Origin of the sequence: Aquabacterium sp. (assembly GCF_029946005.1) — a bacterium.
GTDB lineage: Bacteria > Pseudomonadota > Gammaproteobacteria > Burkholderiales > Burkholderiaceae_C > Aquabacterium.
On the sequence record NZ_JAQSDR010000002.1, the window covers coordinates 150,505 to 165,627 of the forward strand.

The window sequence follows — 15,123 nt, forward strand, 5'->3', positions numbered from 1 at the left end:
TCAATCACATTGATTTGACTGACGTTATGAAACCGGACACCGCCCCATGCGCCGCACCAAAGAAGACGCCCTGTTGACGCGAGAACAACTACTCGATGCCGCCGAACTTGTCTTTGCGGACAAAGGCGTCTCGCGAACATCCCTGCAAGACATTGCCCAGGCGGCAGGCATGACCCGTGGCGCCATCTACTGGCACTTCAAGGACAAAGCCGCTCTTTTTAACGCGATGATGGACAGAAGCACCTCGCCCATCGAAGAGACCATCGGCCGAGTAGGACAAGAGGCCACCGAAGACCCGCTGGCGCAGGTTCGTGCGGCCATGATGGACGCCTTGAGGCGCATCGCCACTGAGCCCCGCACACGCCGTGTGATCGGCATCGCGGTCAACAAGGTCGAGTACGTGGACGAGCTGAGCGATGTGCGTGCCCGCCATGTGAGGGTGCACCTCAACTGCCAAGCTCACCTGGAAACGGCACTGAAGCGCGCGCAGAAGCTGGGCCTGGTGGCCGCCCAACCCAGCGCCCGCGTGATGACCGTGGGCTTGCAGGCGCTGGTGAGCGGCTTGATCAACACCTGGATGCTGGACGACAAACTCTTCCACCTCACCCGCACCGGGGCACAGGCCATCGACCTTTACTTGTCCGGGCTCAAGGCCACAGCGCCATCGCTGGTCTCGTCCAGGCCCACTTCATCGTCCAGGTGCCGGGTGTCGGCCCAGCCCAGCAGGCTGAAGCCCTCAGGGCTGTAAAGCAGGCGGTTGATGCTGACGTTGCCAATCGTCCAGGTGCGCGGCGCCTGCAAAGGGATGTGGTTGGCGGCACGGTAAAAGCAATCCAGCACGCCCCCATGGGCCACCAGGGCCACGGTTTGACCAGGGTGCAAGCGGGCCAGGCGCTCGGCGGTGTCAATGCAGCGTTGGTAGAACGACTGCAAGGTCTCGCCCTCTTCCGGGCCATAACTGGGATCGCGCTCGCGCCAGCGCCGGCCTTCTTCGGGCCACTGCAAGGCGACCTCGTTCTGGGTCATGCCTTCCAAGCGGCCGAAGTTGCGTTCACGCAGGCCCTGGTCCAACCGCAAGGGCAGGCCAGTGGCACGCGCCACGGCCTGCGCGGTGTCGCGCGCGCGCTGCAGGTCGCTGGTGTAGAGCGCGTCCAGTCCGTCATCGGACAAGGCCAGCGCCAGGCGCTCAGCCTGCCAGCGGCCATGCTCGTTCAAGGGGATGTCGGTGTGGCCCTGGATGCGCGCCTCCAGGTTCCAGGCCGTTTCGCCATGGCGAATGACCAGCAGGCGGGTGATGTGATCGCTCATGTCACCCATGATGCCCGAGTTGGCCGGTCAAACACCCCAGACGATGGCCTCCTTGGCCGCGTGCGCAGCTTCGATCATCTGAATGAGGGGCCAGGCGCGTCGGCGCAGGTCCACTGCATCGGCCTCAGGCTGCTCGTCGTCACCGCCCTGCTTCGCTGACGTGCCCTCCTCGGAGAGCTCATCCAAGGGTAAAGACCTGAGCGCGGCCAGCGCGGCCGGCATCTCTTCCGGCGTCAGGATGCCCTTGGGGTCGGACGACTTGCCGATGTGGTGCAACAAGGCCTGCGCGTGTGCGGTCAGCATCAGCAGGTCACCGGTGGCTTGGGATTTGAATTTGAATGTCATGAGGTACCTCCGACTTCATTGTGCGCCCCACTGACAAAAACCCTGGCCGGCACATGCCGACGCAGACCATAAATCTCCATGGCCTTGATGAAGGATTCGGCGCTGCGTTCGATCACGAAGCGCTGGTTGAAACAGGCCAGGGCGTCGCGTTTCATCTGCGCCCAGGCAGCCGGTTCGGCCTGCACCCAACGGTCCAGCAATCGCTGAGTGCCCGGCAGGTCATCCGAATCCACCAGGCCGGCACCCGCCTGTTGCACTTCGCGCCAGATGTTGACCTGGTTGGAGATCAGCACCGGCACGGCGCAGGCCAGTGCCTCGGCCACGGCAATGCCAAAGTTCTCTTGGTGCGAAGGCAGGATGAAGGCATCGGCGCTGTGGAACGCGCCCCACTTGAGGTCGCCCGACACCATCCCAGTCCAGGTGATGTGGCGCTCCAGCCCCAGCGAGGTGGCCAAGGCTTTCATCTCCACCCCATAGGCATCATCGGCCGGGCCGGCCATGACGATGTGCAAGTCCCTGGCCTGATCAAAGGGGAGGCGCTTGAGCAAGGCGGCAAAGGCGTTCAGCAGCAGATCCGGCCCCTTCTTGACATGCACCCGCCCCAGGAACAACAAGCAGCGCTTGCCCACCAGGTGCGGAAATCGCTCAAGGAACACCCGGCGTTGCACTTCGGCGTCGCCCACGGGGGCGCTGGTGCCGTAGTTCAGCACGTACTCGTCGCACTTGTAGAGCCAGAAGGACTGGCGGGCCAGGCGGCGTTCGTCTTCACAGGTGAACAGCACAGCGGTGGCGTCACGCAACACGCGGTATTCGGCCCAGGGCCAATAAAGCCACTTCTTCAGATGTTTGAGTGGGTAAGTGCGCTTGAACCAGGGGTCCAGCATGCCGTGCGTGTACACGAAGTATGGTGTGGGCGAGCCTTGCAGCGCACGCCAAGCTCCGAAGGAGTGGTACTCCCAGATGCCATTGACGATGACCACGTCGTAGTCGCTGCGGTGCTGGCGAAGCCAGGGCACCAGCTTGGCCGAATAGCGGTACCCGCCGCCTGACGAGCCCATGGCGTGGCACTTGATGGGGCAGTTCTTGACCCACGGACTGTCCGGGTCATCCAACGAGACCACTTCGACCGTGTGCCCTTGCCGCTGGTTGACCGCAGACAACTGCTTGACACCTTCAATGGGCCCACCTCCCACGGGGTTGACCGATGAAATGCAATGGAGGATGCGAAATGACATGAAGCGAAGGCCTGTTCTTAGCGATTGGAAGCGCGCTCAATGAAGCCCGCCTTGGCATAGCTTTCACGGGCACAGTCAGGGCAGACTTTGGGCAAAGGCTGCACCCCGGCATGCTCGCAAAGATAGCTTTCTAACCTTTGCCAATGACCATCCTTCGCCCCAATACGGTGGCATTGGGTGCAAACAGGCAAGGGACCAGCGAAGGCACTCGAGGAGCGGGATTGGGCCCCCAGCGCCGCTCGCGTGTAGTGGAAGCCAACCCCCACGCACAAAAAGAAAATGAATCGATGGAGCGCATTCCAGTAGACCACCCACCACTGCGCATATTGGTGACCCGCCCCCACATCGGCGGCGATCCAGACCAGGGAACACAGGAATGCCGACAGGCACCCACCCACGAGCCCAAAGGATCGCACGCTCAAGATGATGGGCAAGGCATACACGGCGAACACCGACACCTCGTAGCCCGTGAAGTAGTCCACCCAGCCACACAGGGAAATGGCAGTCAGAACCACCAAGAACTGCCTCACTCGAAAAGAGCGATTTGGCGCGGATAGAGCTAGACCATTTGACATGGAGACCAAGCGTACCCATGGACTGTGACAACACCGTGATCAAGCAAGCATCCTCACTGATCAAGACTGGAAGAACTGTCACAGAAGATTTCTACACTCCGTTCGGACCACTTTGATTGACTGACATGCCGTACGCCGTATCCCTCGTGATCATTGGAGAGACCAATGACATTTGAGCAAATATTTTCCATCCTGAAAGCACGCTGGATCCTCGCTTTGAGCGTGTTCCTGGTGGTGTTGGGAGCGGTCACTGCCAAGACCTTGCTCAAGGCCAAGGACTACACGGCCATAGGTTCGGTGATCGTTGACATCAAGTCACCCGATCCCATTGCTGGCATGGTGCTGTCAGGCGCTGCATCACCCAGCTATCTGATGACGCAGATTGACGTCATGACCAGTCAGCGGGTGGCGCTGAAGGTGGTGTCGGATTTGAAGCTCTACGAGATCTCTTCTCTGCGTGAGAACTGGCTGAAATCAACCAAAGGCGTGGGGGACTTCAAAGGCTGGCTGGCCGACCTGTTTCGCCATTCTCTGGAGGTGCATCCATCGCGGGGCTCCAACGTGATCAACGTGGCCTTCACCGGCGCTGACCCTCTGTTCGCGGCCACCATCACCAACGCTTTCATCAAGGCCTACCTTGAGGTCAACCAGCAGCTGCGCACAGAGCCTGCCAAGCAGTACACCCGCTTCTTCAACAACAACGGCAAGCAATTGCGCGAAGATTTTGAAGTGGCGCAGGCCAAGCTGTCGAAGTTTCAGCAAGACCAGGGACTGGTGGTCACGGACGAACGCCTGGACGTTGAGATGGCCCGCTTGAATGAGCTGTCCAGCCAACAAGTGCAGATGCAAGCCGCAGTGGCCGATTCAGGCAGCCGGCAGGCCGCCGTCAACGCGCAAGGTGACAAAACACAAGACGTGATGATGAACCCGCTTGTCAGCACGCTCAAGAGCAATCTGACACAACAAGAAAACCAGATGCAACTGCTCAGCACCAAGCTGGGCGATGAACACCCCCAGGTGAAGGAGTTGAGCAACAGCATTGCCGACATGCGCAAGAAGCTCGACACCGAAGTGCAGCGCGTCAGCAAAAGCTTTGGCATCAGCAACTCGGTCAATGTCTCCAGAGAAAGCCAGGTCCGCATTGCGCTGGAAGCACAGCGCAACAAAGTGCTCCAGATGAAGGCTGTGCGCGACCAGGCCGCCATGCTGCAGCGAGATGTCGACAATGCCCAACGTGTTTATGAAAACGTGGTGCTGCGCCAGAACACAACCAACTTGGAAAGCCAGGCCTTTCTGGACAACGTGGCCGCACTGGAGTACGCGACGGCCCCCTCAGTTCCCTCAGGCCCACGCGTTTTCAACAACATTGGTCTGGGCGCGCTGGCGGGCGCCGTGCTGGCCTTGATGGCCGCGCTTCTGATGGAACGAAAAGACCGGCGTCTGCGCACTTTCAACGAGATCGAGACACTCACGAATCTGCCTGCCGTGGGATTGATTCCCGCCTTCAAGAGCCGAAAGAAAGCCACGGAGCTGCCCCGCCGACTTCACCTGCCTCCCGTCGGCCTCAAGGCCCTGGGCAGATAAGAAACGCACACCATGAATGCACCTGAACGCGACGTCAAAGTGGACGCCTCACTCGGCGACATCCTGCGCACCACCAAAGGGCTCACGACCAACCAGGTCAAGCAGGCCCTCGACTATCAGCACGAACACAAAGTCCGCTTTGGCGATGCCATCGTGGCCCTGGGTCTGGCTCGGCCGGAAGACATTGTCTGGGCCTTGTCACAGCAATTTCACTACCCCTACACCCCGACCAAAGAGCAAACCCTCAACGAAGAGTTGGTGGTGGCCAACGATCCCTTCAGCGAAGAGGTGGAGGCCTTCCGAGATTTGCGATCACAGCTCTTGATGTCCGTGATGAGTGGCCACGGAACCCGCAGTGCCCTGGCGTTGGTCAGCCCCGACGTGGGCGACGGCAAGTCATTCATCGCAGCCAATCTGGCCGTGGCCTTCAGCCAGTTGCCAGGACGCACCTTGCTGATTGACGCCGACCTGCGCGCAGCCCGCCTTCACAAGCTGTTCGGGGTTGACGCCGGATCCGGGTTGACCAGCATCCTGGCAGGACGCGCCGAAGCCAACGTCATCAAGCCTGTGGGCCACCTGCCCAATCTGTACTTATTGCCCGCCGGTGTAGATGCCCCCAACCCTGTCGAACTGTTGCAACAATCGGCGTTTAGCCTCTTGCTCTGCGATCTGCAAGAGAAGTTCGATTACGTGCTGGTCGACACCCCCGCGGCCTCCCATGGGTCTGATGCGCGAATCATTGCCACGCACTGCGGATCAGCGCTGGTGATCGGGCGCAAGAACCGAAGCTCCGCGCCTCACTTGCAGAAGTTGGTCAAGCAGCTCACCAAAGGCTCGGTCAAGCTCGCTGGCGTTTTGATGAATGAGTTTTAACTGATGAGCACCATGACCCAAAAACGAGTTGCCTTGATCACCGGAGTCACCGGTCAGGATGGCGCCTATCTGGCCGAATTCTTGTTGAAGAAGGGCTATGAGGTGCATGGCATCAAGCGCCGCTCCAGCCTGTTCAACACCGACCGGATCGATCACCTGTACCAGGACCCGCACGTTGACAACCGCAACTTCATCCTGCACTACGGCGACCTGACCGACTCCACCAGCTTGGTCCGCATCATGCAAAAGGTGCAGCCCGACGAGGTTTACAACCTGGCCGCTCAAAGCCACGTGGCCGTGAGTTTTGAAGAGCCTGAGTACACGGCCAATGCCGATGGCATCGGGGCCCTGCGCTTGCTGGAAGCCATCCGTATTCTGGGCCTGGAGAAGAAGACGCGCTTCTACCAAGCGTCGACGTCCGAGCTGTATGGCCTGGTGCAAGAAACACCCCAGAAGGAGACCACGCCCTTCTACCCGCGCAGCCCCTATGCGGTGGCCAAGCTGTACGCCTACTGGATCACGGTGAACTACCGCGAGGCCTACGGCCTGTACGCCTGCAACGGCATTTTGTTCAACCACGAAAGCCCGGTGCGTGGTGAGACCTTCGTGACGCGAAAGATAACGCGCGCCATCAGCCGCATTGCGCTGGGCCTTCAGAACTGCCTTTACCTTGGAAACATGAGCGCCTTGCGCGACTGGGGTCATGCCCGTGACTACGTTGAGATGCAGTGGTTGATGCTGCAGCAAGACATCGCCGATGACTTCGTCATTGCCACCGGCGTGCAGTACAGCGTTCGGCAGTTTGTGGAGCAGTCGGCGGCCGAACTGGGCGTGCGTCTGGCCTTTGAAGGACAAGGCGATCAGGAAGTTGGCTATGTGGTCGCGGTTGAACCGGTCAATGGCGAACAACTGGCTTGCTGCAAGGTGGGCGATGTGATCGTCAAAGTGGACCCACGCTACTACCGACCCACAGAGGTTGAAACGCTGCTGGGGGATCCAAGCAAAGCTCAGCAGAAACTGGGCTGGACGCCCGTGACCACTTTTGAACAGTTGGTGCGCGAAATGGTGATCAGCGACTACACCTCTGCCAAGCGTGACAACCTCGTCAAGTCAGCGGGATACCAAGCTTATGACTACCACGAGTAATCCCATGATCGCTGGCTCGACAGAGTCATCGTCATCCAAGCCTTGGCTGCCACTGCCGACCGACATCGTCGTCTTGAGCATGGGCCTGTTGGCCATGTTTTCATTGACCTTGCAAGACCTGTTCAGGGACAACGAAGCCGGCTTGTGGGCCAAAGACGCACACAGCCATGGCCCGATCATGTTGGCAGTGGCCATGTGGCTGCTGATCACCCGCTGGCGTGAGTTCAAAGGAGCGACGGGCCCGGCAACAGGTGCCATGCTGGCTTGGCCCGTGCTTGGCATTGGCAGCATCTTTTTTGTGCTGGGTCGGGCGTTGGGCATCATCTATTTCGAGGTGTTCGCCTTCATTCCCATGATGGTTGGCATGGTCTTGCTGTCGGGGGGCACACCCCTGCTGAGAAAACTAAAATTTCCCCTGTTCTTCCTAGTCTTCATGGTGCCCATTCCCGGCTTTGTACTTGACCCCTTCAGTCAATTCATCAAGCTTCATATCTCCACTGCTGTCACCAACATTCTCTGGTTCTTCGGATACCCCATCTCCCACACAGGGGTGGTCATCAACATCGGCCCCTATCAGCTGCTGGTGGCCGATGCCTGTGCCGGCATGCGCACCTTGTTCATGCTTGAAGCCATGGGCATCTTCTATTTGAACGTGGCCCGACACTCCTCGGCTTTGCGCAATATCACGCTGGGCTTGCTGATCGTGCCAATCTCATTCACCTCGAACATGATCCGCGTGATCTTCCTGGCGCTGCTCACCTACCACTTTGGTGATGAGGTAGGCCAAGGCTTTCTGCATGGCTTTGCGGGCGCCGTTCTGTTTCTGGTGGGATTGGGGTTGATCACATCGCTGGATGCTTTGCTTCGCTGGACATCAACCCACTTTGCAAAATCTCAGGATTGATCCGATGTTGTTCAAGCCATCCCAGATCAAAAACCACCTGTTGGCCCTAGCCCTGATTTTCATGCTGGGATCGGTGGCCTTGGCTGAGATGGTCAAGCCCCGAAAGTACTGGGCCGATGTCATTGGCGAGCCCCACTACAGCACTCTGATTCCGATGCAGTTTGGTGACTGGCAAGCCATCCCGAATGGCGGCAAGACCATGGTCAATCCGGTGCAAGAAGAAAATCTCATGCGCCTTTACAGCGAGACCTTCGCCAGATCCTACCGAAATGCGCGAACCAAGCGCGTCATCATGCTGTCGATCGCGTATGGACGAGACCAGGCCAACGACACCCAACTGCACACGCCTGAAGCCTGCTACCCATCGCAGGGTTTCCGGGTTGAAAGCCGGACCGAGCACACTGTGGCCTCCAAATTTGGCCCTCTCGAATCCGTGCAGTTGATGACGACGATGGGCGCTCGACGCACCGAACCCTTGACCTTCTTCATTCGTGTTGGCGATGAGGTGGCCCGAGGCTCGCGCGACCGTAACCTGGCCCGAGTCAAGATGGCACTCCGGGGCTACCGTGTGGATGGCATGTTGTTTCGGGTATCCGAGGTGACCAAGCGGGATGGCGCCTACGAGTTGCAAGACCAGTTCATCAATGACCTGCTGGGTTCGCTGAGTCCAGAAGGTCGACGACGCATCATCGGAAGTGTCGGCACCTGACATGAACCCCTTGATCCGTCGGATCGTGGCCGCATTGGGGGCCAATGCTTTTGGGCAAGCCACCAACATCGTCATCCAGCTGGCATCCCTGCCCCTGTTTCTCCATCAATGGAACATGAGCACCTACGGCACGTGGCTGATGCTCTCAGCCATGCCAGCCTACCTGTCGATGGCCGACGTGGGCATGGTGTCAACCGCCGGGAACCGCATGACCATGGCCATGGGCAATGGCCAGGTTGCACAAGCCAACGCGGTGTTTCAAAGCGCTCTGGTTTTCATGCTGGTGGCTTGCAGTGGCTTCGCGGTGCTGTCGCTGCCTGCCGTGATGTGGGCCCCGATTCCTGGGCTGAACACGCTGGACGAGCGCATGGCCCTGGCGGCCTTGGTGTGCGGCGTTCTGTTGGCCTTGTTCGGTGGTTTGGCCGAAGCCATTTTCAAGGCCACAGGTCGCTACGCCTTGGGCACCACCTTGGGCACACTGATTCGCTTCTTCGAGTGGGCGGGCTTCGTGCTGGGGCTGCTGGTGTGGGGCAGCTTCACCGCCGTGGCCTTGGGGGGGTTGTGCGCGCGGTTGCTGGGGGTGACTGCCATGGGTGTGCTGAGCCGCCAGAACAATCAGGGTCTGCAGTGGGGCACCCAGCATGCCTGCCTTGCAGAGATCAGATCCATGGTCAAGCCCGCTATGTCATTCATGCTGTTCCCTTTGGCCAATGCCATCAGCTTTCAAGGCATCACGCTGTTGGTTGGCCAGCAGTTTGGCCCGGCCATGGTGGCGCTGTTCAACACATACCGTACTGTGGCACGCGTGGCGGTCCAGGTCACCGGCACATTCGGCCACGCCCTGTGGGCGGAGTTTTCAAGGCTATTTGGCCAAGGTGGCGCACCGGCCGTGGCCAAAATGTATCGCCGGTCGGCCTGGCTTGGGTTGGGCATCTCGATCACTCTGAGCATGGGGCTCTACGTCTGCGGCCCCTTGTTGCTGGAAGTGTGGACTCACGGCGTCGTCCCCTTCGAGCCCGTGTTGATGGCTTTGCTGCTGGCCTACGCCGCAGTGTGCGGAAGCTGGCATGTGCCCAGGGTGCTGCTGATGGCAACCAACCAGCACATTGGTCTGGCGCAGTGGTCACTCTTTGCGGCAAGCCTGGCGTTCGTTTTGTCATACTTCTTTGGCAAAGTCTGGGGCGCGGCGGGGATTGGCTTGGGCATGTTCCTGGCGGAAGCCGTGATTGCGATTTTGTGCGGGCTCATTGCTCATCGTTTGGTCAGAGCATCATGAATGTTGTCTTGTCAGTGCCCGGAAAGTTTCACACCTTTGACTTGGCCAGAGAACTTCATTCCAGGCATGCCCTGAAAGCCATTTTCACGGGGTATCCGCGATTCAAGCTGGACAACGAGCGACTGCCCGACGACAAGATCCACACATGGCCCTGGGTACAGGGCTCCTACATGGCCATGCCCAAAAGGCATTGGCTCGGTGCGCGCCTCGTGCGCGAATGGGAGTGGCTGGCCAAGACCACCCTGGATGCGCATGTGGCTCGGCAAATGCCTGAGTGTGATGTGTTCGTGGGCCTGTCTGGATCAGCGCTGCGCAGCGGCCAGCAAGCACGATCACGCGGCGCGAAGTATGTGTGCGACCGGGGTTCGTCCCACATCCGCCTGCAAGACACCTTGCTGCGAGAAGAATCCCAACGCTGGGGTATCGCCTTTGAAGGCATTGACCCTCGCGTCATTGAGCGTGAAGAAGCAGAGTATGCGGAAGCCGACCGCATCACCGTTCCCTCCAGCTTCAGTGTGCGTTCATTCGTGCAGGCAGGCGTTCCTGCCCACAAGCTGAGCATGCTGCCCTATGGGGTCAACCTGGACATGTTCAAGCCCACCGGCACACCAGCAGCCCACCGATTCGATGTGCTGTATGTCGGTGGAATGAACCTCAACAAGGGCATACCGTATCTGCTGGAAGCCTATCGGATGCTGGAGCATCCGCTCAAATCGCTCACGCTGGCAGGCGTTCCCTCATTGCAGTTCATTGAACGCATGAAAGCCCATCGGCTGTGGCCTGATGACATCCGCCTGCTGGGCCATGTACCCCAACCCGAGCTCAAGGAGCTGATGAGCCGCAGCCATGCCATGGTGCTGCCCAGCGTGCAAGATGGCTTTGGCATGGTGCTGTCCCAAGCCATGGCCTGCGGGTGCGTGGTCATCGGGTCGGAGCACACCGGTGCCCAGGATTTGTTTGATGACGGCCAGGAGGGCTTCATCGTGCCCATCCGTCAAAGCCAGGCCATCGCCCAGCGGCTGCAATTGCTGGCAGATTGCCCCGATCTTCGCCAGGACATGAGCCAAAAGGCGCTCATGCGCGTGCAAAGCGCGGGCGGTTGGCGCGACTACGGGCAAGCCGCGTCCAACATCTTCCAGGGCCTGCTGACATGAGTGCGCTTCGCATTCTCTACCTGGGCACTCAAAGTGGAACCTGTCTTGACAGGGCACGGGCCTACCAGCGTCTTGGGCACCATGTCACCCACCTGGATCCCAGGAAACTGCTGCCAAGTACCGGCTGGACAGACCGCATTACCTGGAAGGTAGGTGGCAGCTTTTGGGCTGGCTACCTGCTTCGGCAGCTCAAGCCAGTGCTGTCGGGCCAGCGGTTCGATCTGTGCCATGTGGACTGCGGCGAGTGGATATCCGCCGATGTGATTACGCTGCTGCGCCAACATGCCGGCAAGGTCATCAACTACTGCATTGACGACCCCACTGGCCCTCGGGATGGCAGACGATTTCAGGCTTACCGCAAGGCCCTGCCCTTCTATGACTTGGCCATCGTGATGCGAGAAGCCAACGTTGTCGAGGCAACACAACTGGGAGCGAGGCGTGTTCTGCGTGTATTCATGTCGGCAGACGAAGTCACTCACGCACCACGACAGACCTCACCACAGCAGATCGAACCCTGGCACTCCGACGTCCTGTTCCTGGGAACATGGATGCCCGAGCGCGGCCCATTTCTGGCGGAGTTGATTGAACGAGGCATTCCGCTCACCATCAGGGGCACACACTGGCAAAAGGCCCCCCAATGGCCAGTGCTGAAGCCATGCTGGAAAGGCGGCGCGGTTCACGGCGACGACTATGCCCATGCTCTCCAGGGAGCGCGCATTAGCCTGGGTTTGTTATCCCAGGGCAACCGGGATCTTCACACGACACGCTCGTTTGAAGTGCCATCGCTGGGCAGTCTGCTGTGCGCCGAACGCACCACCGAACACCAGTTCTTGTACCTGGAGGGGAAGGAGGCCGCTTTTTGGAACAGTGCGCGCGAATGCGCTGACGTGTGCCTTGATCTATTGTCGAATGAACCTCGCAGACAAGCCATGGCTCAGCGCGGTCAAAATCGTTTCCGACACAGTGGTTATGTCAATGAGCGCGTGCTCAGCCATGTTCTTGAGGTGGCTTTCGCATGAACACACGCTTGTCTTTTGACACCAACCCGGTGCTGTGGGCACAGGCTGTCGCCCTGACCATGGCAGGCTGCGCAGTGCTGCTGTTCAGTGAGCGCGAGGTGTACCTGGGCGGATTGTTCATTTTCACCGGCATTGGGCTAGCAGGACTTGTCCACTGCATCCTCAGGTCATCGCACATCACTCCCTGGGACCTGTTGTTGACCGCGCTGTGCCTGGCCTATGGACTGGGCACGCTGAACACAGAGCTGACATGGCTGCGCGTGCCTTCGGACTACCTGAGTCTGACAACCGCCCATCCCAAGCACGTCATGAAGGCGGCAGGACTGCTGATGCTGCTTGGCGCCACTTTGTGCGTGGCTTCCAGCCTGGACCGCAACCACCTCTTCGGCAAGCTCACGATCAACCCCGCGCATCTGAAGCCGATCCTGGCTTTCGTCACCACGATCGCGGCTGCATCCATTGTGCAGATTGCGACGGGCAGCATCGGCTTTCACCAGGACATGACCGGCGAAGGCGTGCGTGTCTCACCCCTGGCTGCTCTGACGGTGGCGGCCATTGTTCCCGCTGCGGCGTTGACCAGCTTTGTGTGGCGGCGCTTTGATGGCTGGCAGCGCTATCTCATGCTGTCCGTGCTGATCGTCTTGATGATGGTTCAGTTCTACCAAGGTCGCCGGGTTTTCATCTACTCTTTGGTCGTGTGCCTGATGTGCTACTTTGCGGCCAATCCACCCAAACGACTTTTCACCCTCAAGAACCTGCTGACTTTCGCGTTGTCTGCGGCGCTCATCATGTTTGCGTCCAAGGCCTTCTTCGCGATGCGCATGGCTGTGTGGGAGCTGGGCAGCACGCGTGACACGGTCGCGATGCTGAGCAAAGGTTTTGATGTTCTGATCAACGCTCAGGATACTGGTCTGGATGAGGAAGTGGCAGAGAACCAAAAGAGCCGCACCTTCATCATTGGCTACCTTGCCGAACTGGTAGGCGCCCTGGAGCTTCAGGAACCCCTGTATGGGGATGTGCTGGTATTTGACATCGCCATCAATGTTCCATCGGTCCTTTGGCCGGAGAAGTACAAGATCATCGCTTTGGGCGTTGAAGAGTCCGTGGCCAATCCTCATTTCGGTCTTTCGCCGGAGGACGATGCCAACAGCATCGCCACCGCAGGTGCAGCGGACTTCGGTATCCCTGGCATCTTCATTTATTCTTTGCTGCAGGCGGGCATCTACAGCGTGATCTTGCGCAATACCCGCAGGTTTGGCGCCGCTGGTCACCTCATCATCGCCGCATCGTTAGCCGACAGCCTGCTCAACGTTGAGGGGGGTGTTTCTCAGTACCTCAGCACCTTGCGCAGTTTGTCGATAGCCTTGATCGCCACCTATTTTCTGCGCCTTGCCTACGTCTGGTACAGCAGCAAGCCGTCAAAATCTGGATCTATCTTGAGCCTTGCCGGTATGAAACGGGCCATTGATCGCCTCAAGCTTTCATGAAGCCGGACACGCCTGAGAATCGACTGAGATTGGGGAACACGTCTTTGAGCTGACTGTCGCTCAAACCAAACCAACGCCCCAAAGGGGCCCCATACTGCTCGATGGAGACCTTCGGTAACAGCACGCCATTGGTCAGTTGGTCAGGGCTACCGTCAAAATCACTGTTCGCGCGGTTCTTCTTGGCCAGGATCGGGAAGTCGCCATGAACATCCCCACCCTGCACAGCACCGCCCATCACCATGTGATGCGCGCCCCAGCCGTGGTCAGACCCGTCACCATTGCTCGTGAACGACCGACCAAAGTCAGAAGCCGTGAAGGTCGTCACCTGGTTGGTCAGCGCCATGGCGCTCAATACTGAGTCGAAGTACTTGAGCCCATGGTTCAACCGACTCAGCAGTTCCGCATGGCTGCGATTTTGCTGGCTGTGCGTGTCAAAGCCCCCTAAGCCCACAAAGAACACCTGCCTTTTGATGCCCAGCTTTGACTGTGCCGAGATGATCCGGGCCACCGTCTGCAGTTGCTGAGCGAGAGGGTTTTGCACTTTTCCTCCTGCCAAAGCATCGCACTGAAGCGCCCCCGCAGGCCCGTATGGCGCGCTGGAAGCCGAAGGCAAGACCGCGCTGATGGTTTGCTCTGCACTGATGGCGCGACGCCCGATGTCAGCCAGATCGACGGCCATCAGATGACTACTGCGCGAGCTGGTCACGATGCGCTCAAGCGCCACGCCGACCGCATCCGAGTCATAAACCCACTTGATGCCATTCGGAGCAGGTGCAGGGCCCAGGCGAATAGGACCAGCATCGCCGGTCTGGTATTGCTGCACCGTTTTACCTGACAGCCACACCGAGCCGCCACTGGGCGAAATGGCGGTGAACAAACTGTTGCTGTTAGCGCCCACAACCGCATCCGCCAATCGCCCACCCCAGCCCACGGTGGCCCCTTCTGGCGCCAAGGCCATCCAGGTGCTCTGCTGATCGTTGTGCGAGAAGAGCTTCTTGGGCTTCTGTTTGAGCCCACTCGCGTAGTCGGATTTTTTCAAGGGTTCGGCCAAAGGCCCCACATTGGCCACGATGGCCAAGCGCTTGGTGGTGTTGAACATGCCCTGCACGTCCGACAACATGGGATGCAGCGCAAAACTGCGGCCAGCCTGCACTGTGGCGGGCGAGATCGGCAATACCCCGCCCAACCACGCGGGTGAGCCGGGCGTTTGGGTCTTGTCAGCCGGCTTGTTGCGCCACAGTGCAATGGACTCGGGCTGCTGATTTCTGACCGAGGTGTAATTGGCCCACGACTCATCATCGCTGGCCAGCACCGTGTTGAAAGCGTCGTTGCCACCGTACAGGAATATGCAGACCAAAGCTTTGTAGTCACTTGCGCCGGTGGCCGCCATGGCGCTGGCGGCCGTGAGCCCCATGGCCAGGGGCGCGCCCGCACCCACCAATGAAAATGCACGGGCCTGCTGCAAAAAAAGTCGGCGTGATGCGCTGTGTGATTGATCAGTCATGTCG

At 59.4% G+C, this 15,123-nt stretch carries 15 protein-coding genes; 10 read left to right on the top strand and 5 right to left on the bottom strand.

Translation table 11 applies throughout. The features are described 5' to 3' along the window. Nucleotides 1–46: 46 nt before the first annotated feature. On the top strand, nucleotides 47–748 hold the full coding sequence (locus PSV38_RS01075; protein WP_300543846.1) for a TetR family transcriptional regulator: 702 nt from the start codon (nucleotides 47–49) through the stop codon (nucleotides 746–748). Here the strand turns inward: PSV38_RS01075 and PSV38_RS01080 are convergent. Genes PSV38_RS01080 through PSV38_RS01095 form a run of 4 tightly spaced genes read right to left on the bottom strand, consistent with a single transcriptional unit; the run spans nucleotide 634 to nucleotide 3,403 of the window. Continuing rightward, nucleotides 634–1,308: a histidine phosphatase family protein gene (locus tag PSV38_RS01080; protein WP_300543848.1), complete on the bottom strand. Its 675-nt coding sequence runs from the start codon at nucleotides 1,306–1,308 to the stop codon at nucleotides 634–636. The genes PSV38_RS01075 and PSV38_RS01080 overlap by 115 nt on opposite strands. Nucleotides 1,309–1,335: 27 nt before the next feature. Further along, nucleotides 1,336–1,653 (bottom strand): DUF1840 domain-containing protein, encoded by a 318-nt coding sequence (locus tag PSV38_RS01085; protein ID WP_300543850.1) that lies wholly within the window; start codon nucleotides 1,651–1,653, stop codon nucleotides 1,336–1,338. Further along, on the bottom strand, nucleotides 1,650–2,888 hold the full coding sequence (locus PSV38_RS01090) for a glycosyltransferase (RefSeq protein ID WP_300543852.1): 1,239 nt from the start codon (nucleotides 2,886–2,888) through the stop codon (nucleotides 1,650–1,652). The genes PSV38_RS01085 and PSV38_RS01090 overlap by 4 nt, the downstream gene beginning before the upstream one ends. A gap of 17 nt (nucleotides 2,889–2,905) precedes the next feature. Continuing rightward, the gene (locus PSV38_RS01095; RefSeq protein ID WP_300543853.1) at nucleotides 2,906–3,403 is read right to left on the bottom strand and encodes a hypothetical protein; all 498 of its coding nucleotides are present in this window, start codon (nucleotides 3,401–3,403) and stop codon (nucleotides 2,906–2,908) included. A 225-nt stretch (nucleotides 3,404–3,628) separates the two neighbouring features. Here PSV38_RS01095 and epsF point away from each other — a divergent pair, with 225 nt between their 5' ends. The 9 genes from epsF to PSV38_RS01140 all read left to right on the top strand — a co-directional run bounded on the left by epsF (nucleotide 3,629) and on the right by PSV38_RS01140 (nucleotide 13,615). Further along, nucleotides 3,629–5,047 (top strand): chain length determinant protein EpsF, encoded by a 1,419-nt coding sequence (gene epsF / locus PSV38_RS01100; protein ID WP_300543855.1) that lies wholly within the window; start codon nucleotides 3,629–3,631, stop codon nucleotides 5,045–5,047. A gap of 12 nt (nucleotides 5,048–5,059) precedes the next feature. After that, complete coding sequence (locus tag PSV38_RS01105; protein ID WP_300543857.1) at nucleotides 5,060–5,920, top strand: polysaccharide biosynthesis tyrosine autokinase; 861 nt, start codon at nucleotides 5,060–5,062, stop codon at nucleotides 5,918–5,920. A gap of 12 nt (nucleotides 5,921–5,932) precedes the next feature. After that, on the top strand, nucleotides 5,933–7,066 hold the full coding sequence (gene gmd / locus PSV38_RS01110; protein ID WP_300543859.1) for a GDP-mannose 4,6-dehydratase: 1,134 nt from the start codon (nucleotides 5,933–5,935) through the stop codon (nucleotides 7,064–7,066). A 4-nt stretch (nucleotides 7,067–7,070) separates the two neighbouring features. Continuing rightward, nucleotides 7,071–7,970 (top strand): exosortase B, encoded by a 900-nt coding sequence (gene xrtB, locus PSV38_RS01115; RefSeq protein WP_300543861.1) that lies wholly within the window; start codon nucleotides 7,071–7,073, stop codon nucleotides 7,968–7,970. Nucleotides 7,971–7,974: 4 nt separating this feature from the next. After that, nucleotides 7,975–8,679 (top strand): exosortase C-terminal domain/associated protein EpsI, encoded by a 705-nt coding sequence (locus PSV38_RS01120; protein ID WP_300543863.1) that lies wholly within the window; start codon nucleotides 7,975–7,977, stop codon nucleotides 8,677–8,679. 1 nt (nucleotide 8,680) lies between these two features. Next, complete coding sequence (locus tag PSV38_RS01125) at nucleotides 8,681–9,955, top strand: hypothetical protein (RefSeq protein WP_300543866.1); 1,275 nt, start codon at nucleotides 8,681–8,683, stop codon at nucleotides 9,953–9,955. Then, the gene (locus tag PSV38_RS01130) at nucleotides 9,952–11,109 is read left to right on the top strand and encodes a glycosyltransferase (RefSeq protein ID WP_300543869.1); all 1,158 of its coding nucleotides are present in this window, start codon (nucleotides 9,952–9,954) and stop codon (nucleotides 11,107–11,109) included. The genes PSV38_RS01125 and PSV38_RS01130 overlap by 4 nt, the downstream gene beginning before the upstream one ends. Beyond that, nucleotides 11,106–12,128 carry a glycosyltransferase gene (locus PSV38_RS01135; RefSeq protein ID WP_300543871.1) on the top strand — a complete coding sequence of 341 codons (1,023 nt, stop codon included), beginning with the start codon at nucleotides 11,106–11,108 and terminating at the stop codon, nucleotides 12,126–12,128. Before PSV38_RS01130 ends, PSV38_RS01135 begins: the two co-directional genes overlap by 4 nt. Before the next feature lie 308 nt (nucleotides 12,129–12,436). Next, the gene (locus PSV38_RS01140) at nucleotides 12,437–13,615 is read left to right on the top strand and encodes a hypothetical protein (RefSeq protein WP_300543872.1); all 1,179 of its coding nucleotides are present in this window, start codon (nucleotides 12,437–12,439) and stop codon (nucleotides 13,613–13,615) included. On the opposite strand, the gene PSV38_RS01145 is transcribed toward PSV38_RS01140, so the two are convergent. Next, nucleotides 13,602–15,119: a DUF1501 domain-containing protein gene (locus PSV38_RS01145; protein WP_300543875.1), complete on the bottom strand. Its 1,518-nt coding sequence runs from the start codon at nucleotides 15,117–15,119 to the stop codon at nucleotides 13,602–13,604. The genes PSV38_RS01140 and PSV38_RS01145 overlap by 14 nt on opposite strands. Nucleotides 15,120–15,123 lie beyond the last annotated feature (4 nt).

What these genes read in the sequence shown, in the direction of transcription:
- PSV38_RS01075 (WP_300543846.1), top strand. Translation starts at nt 47, where the DNA reads ATGCGCCGCACCAAAGAAGACGCCCTGTTGACGCGAGAACAACTACTC.
- PSV38_RS01080 (WP_300543848.1), bottom strand. Translation starts at nt 1,308, where the DNA reads ATGAGCGATCACATCACCCGCCTGCTGGTCATTCGCCATGGCGAAACG.
- PSV38_RS01085 (WP_300543850.1), bottom strand. Translation starts at nt 1,653, where the DNA reads ATGACATTCAAATTCAAATCCCAAGCCACCGGTGACCTGCTGATGCTG.
- PSV38_RS01090 (WP_300543852.1), bottom strand. Translation starts at nt 2,888, where the DNA reads ATGTCATTTCGCATCCTCCATTGCATTTCATCGGTCAACCCCGTGGGA.
- epsF (WP_300543855.1), top strand. Translation starts at nt 3,629, where the DNA reads ATGACATTTGAGCAAATATTTTCCATCCTGAAAGCACGCTGGATCCTC.
- PSV38_RS01105 (WP_300543857.1), top strand. Translation starts at nt 5,060, where the DNA reads ATGAATGCACCTGAACGCGACGTCAAAGTGGACGCCTCACTCGGCGAC.
- gmd (WP_300543859.1), top strand. Translation starts at nt 5,933, where the DNA reads ATGACCCAAAAACGAGTTGCCTTGATCACCGGAGTCACCGGTCAGGAT.
- xrtB (WP_300543861.1), top strand. Translation starts at nt 7,071, where the DNA reads ATGATCGCTGGCTCGACAGAGTCATCGTCATCCAAGCCTTGGCTGCCA.
- PSV38_RS01120 (WP_300543863.1), top strand. Translation starts at nt 7,975, where the DNA reads ATGTTGTTCAAGCCATCCCAGATCAAAAACCACCTGTTGGCCCTAGCC.
- PSV38_RS01125 (WP_300543866.1), top strand. Translation starts at nt 8,681, where the DNA reads ATGAACCCCTTGATCCGTCGGATCGTGGCCGCATTGGGGGCCAATGCT.
- PSV38_RS01130 (WP_300543869.1), top strand. Translation starts at nt 9,952, where the DNA reads ATGAATGTTGTCTTGTCAGTGCCCGGAAAGTTTCACACCTTTGACTTG.
- PSV38_RS01135 (WP_300543871.1), top strand. Translation starts at nt 11,106, where the DNA reads ATGAGTGCGCTTCGCATTCTCTACCTGGGCACTCAAAGTGGAACCTGT.
- PSV38_RS01140 (WP_300543872.1), top strand. Translation starts at nt 12,437, where the DNA reads ATGAAGGCGGCAGGACTGCTGATGCTGCTTGGCGCCACTTTGTGCGTG.
- PSV38_RS01145 (WP_300543875.1), bottom strand. Translation starts at nt 15,119, where the DNA reads ATGACTGATCAATCACACAGCGCATCACGCCGACTTTTTTTGCAGCAG.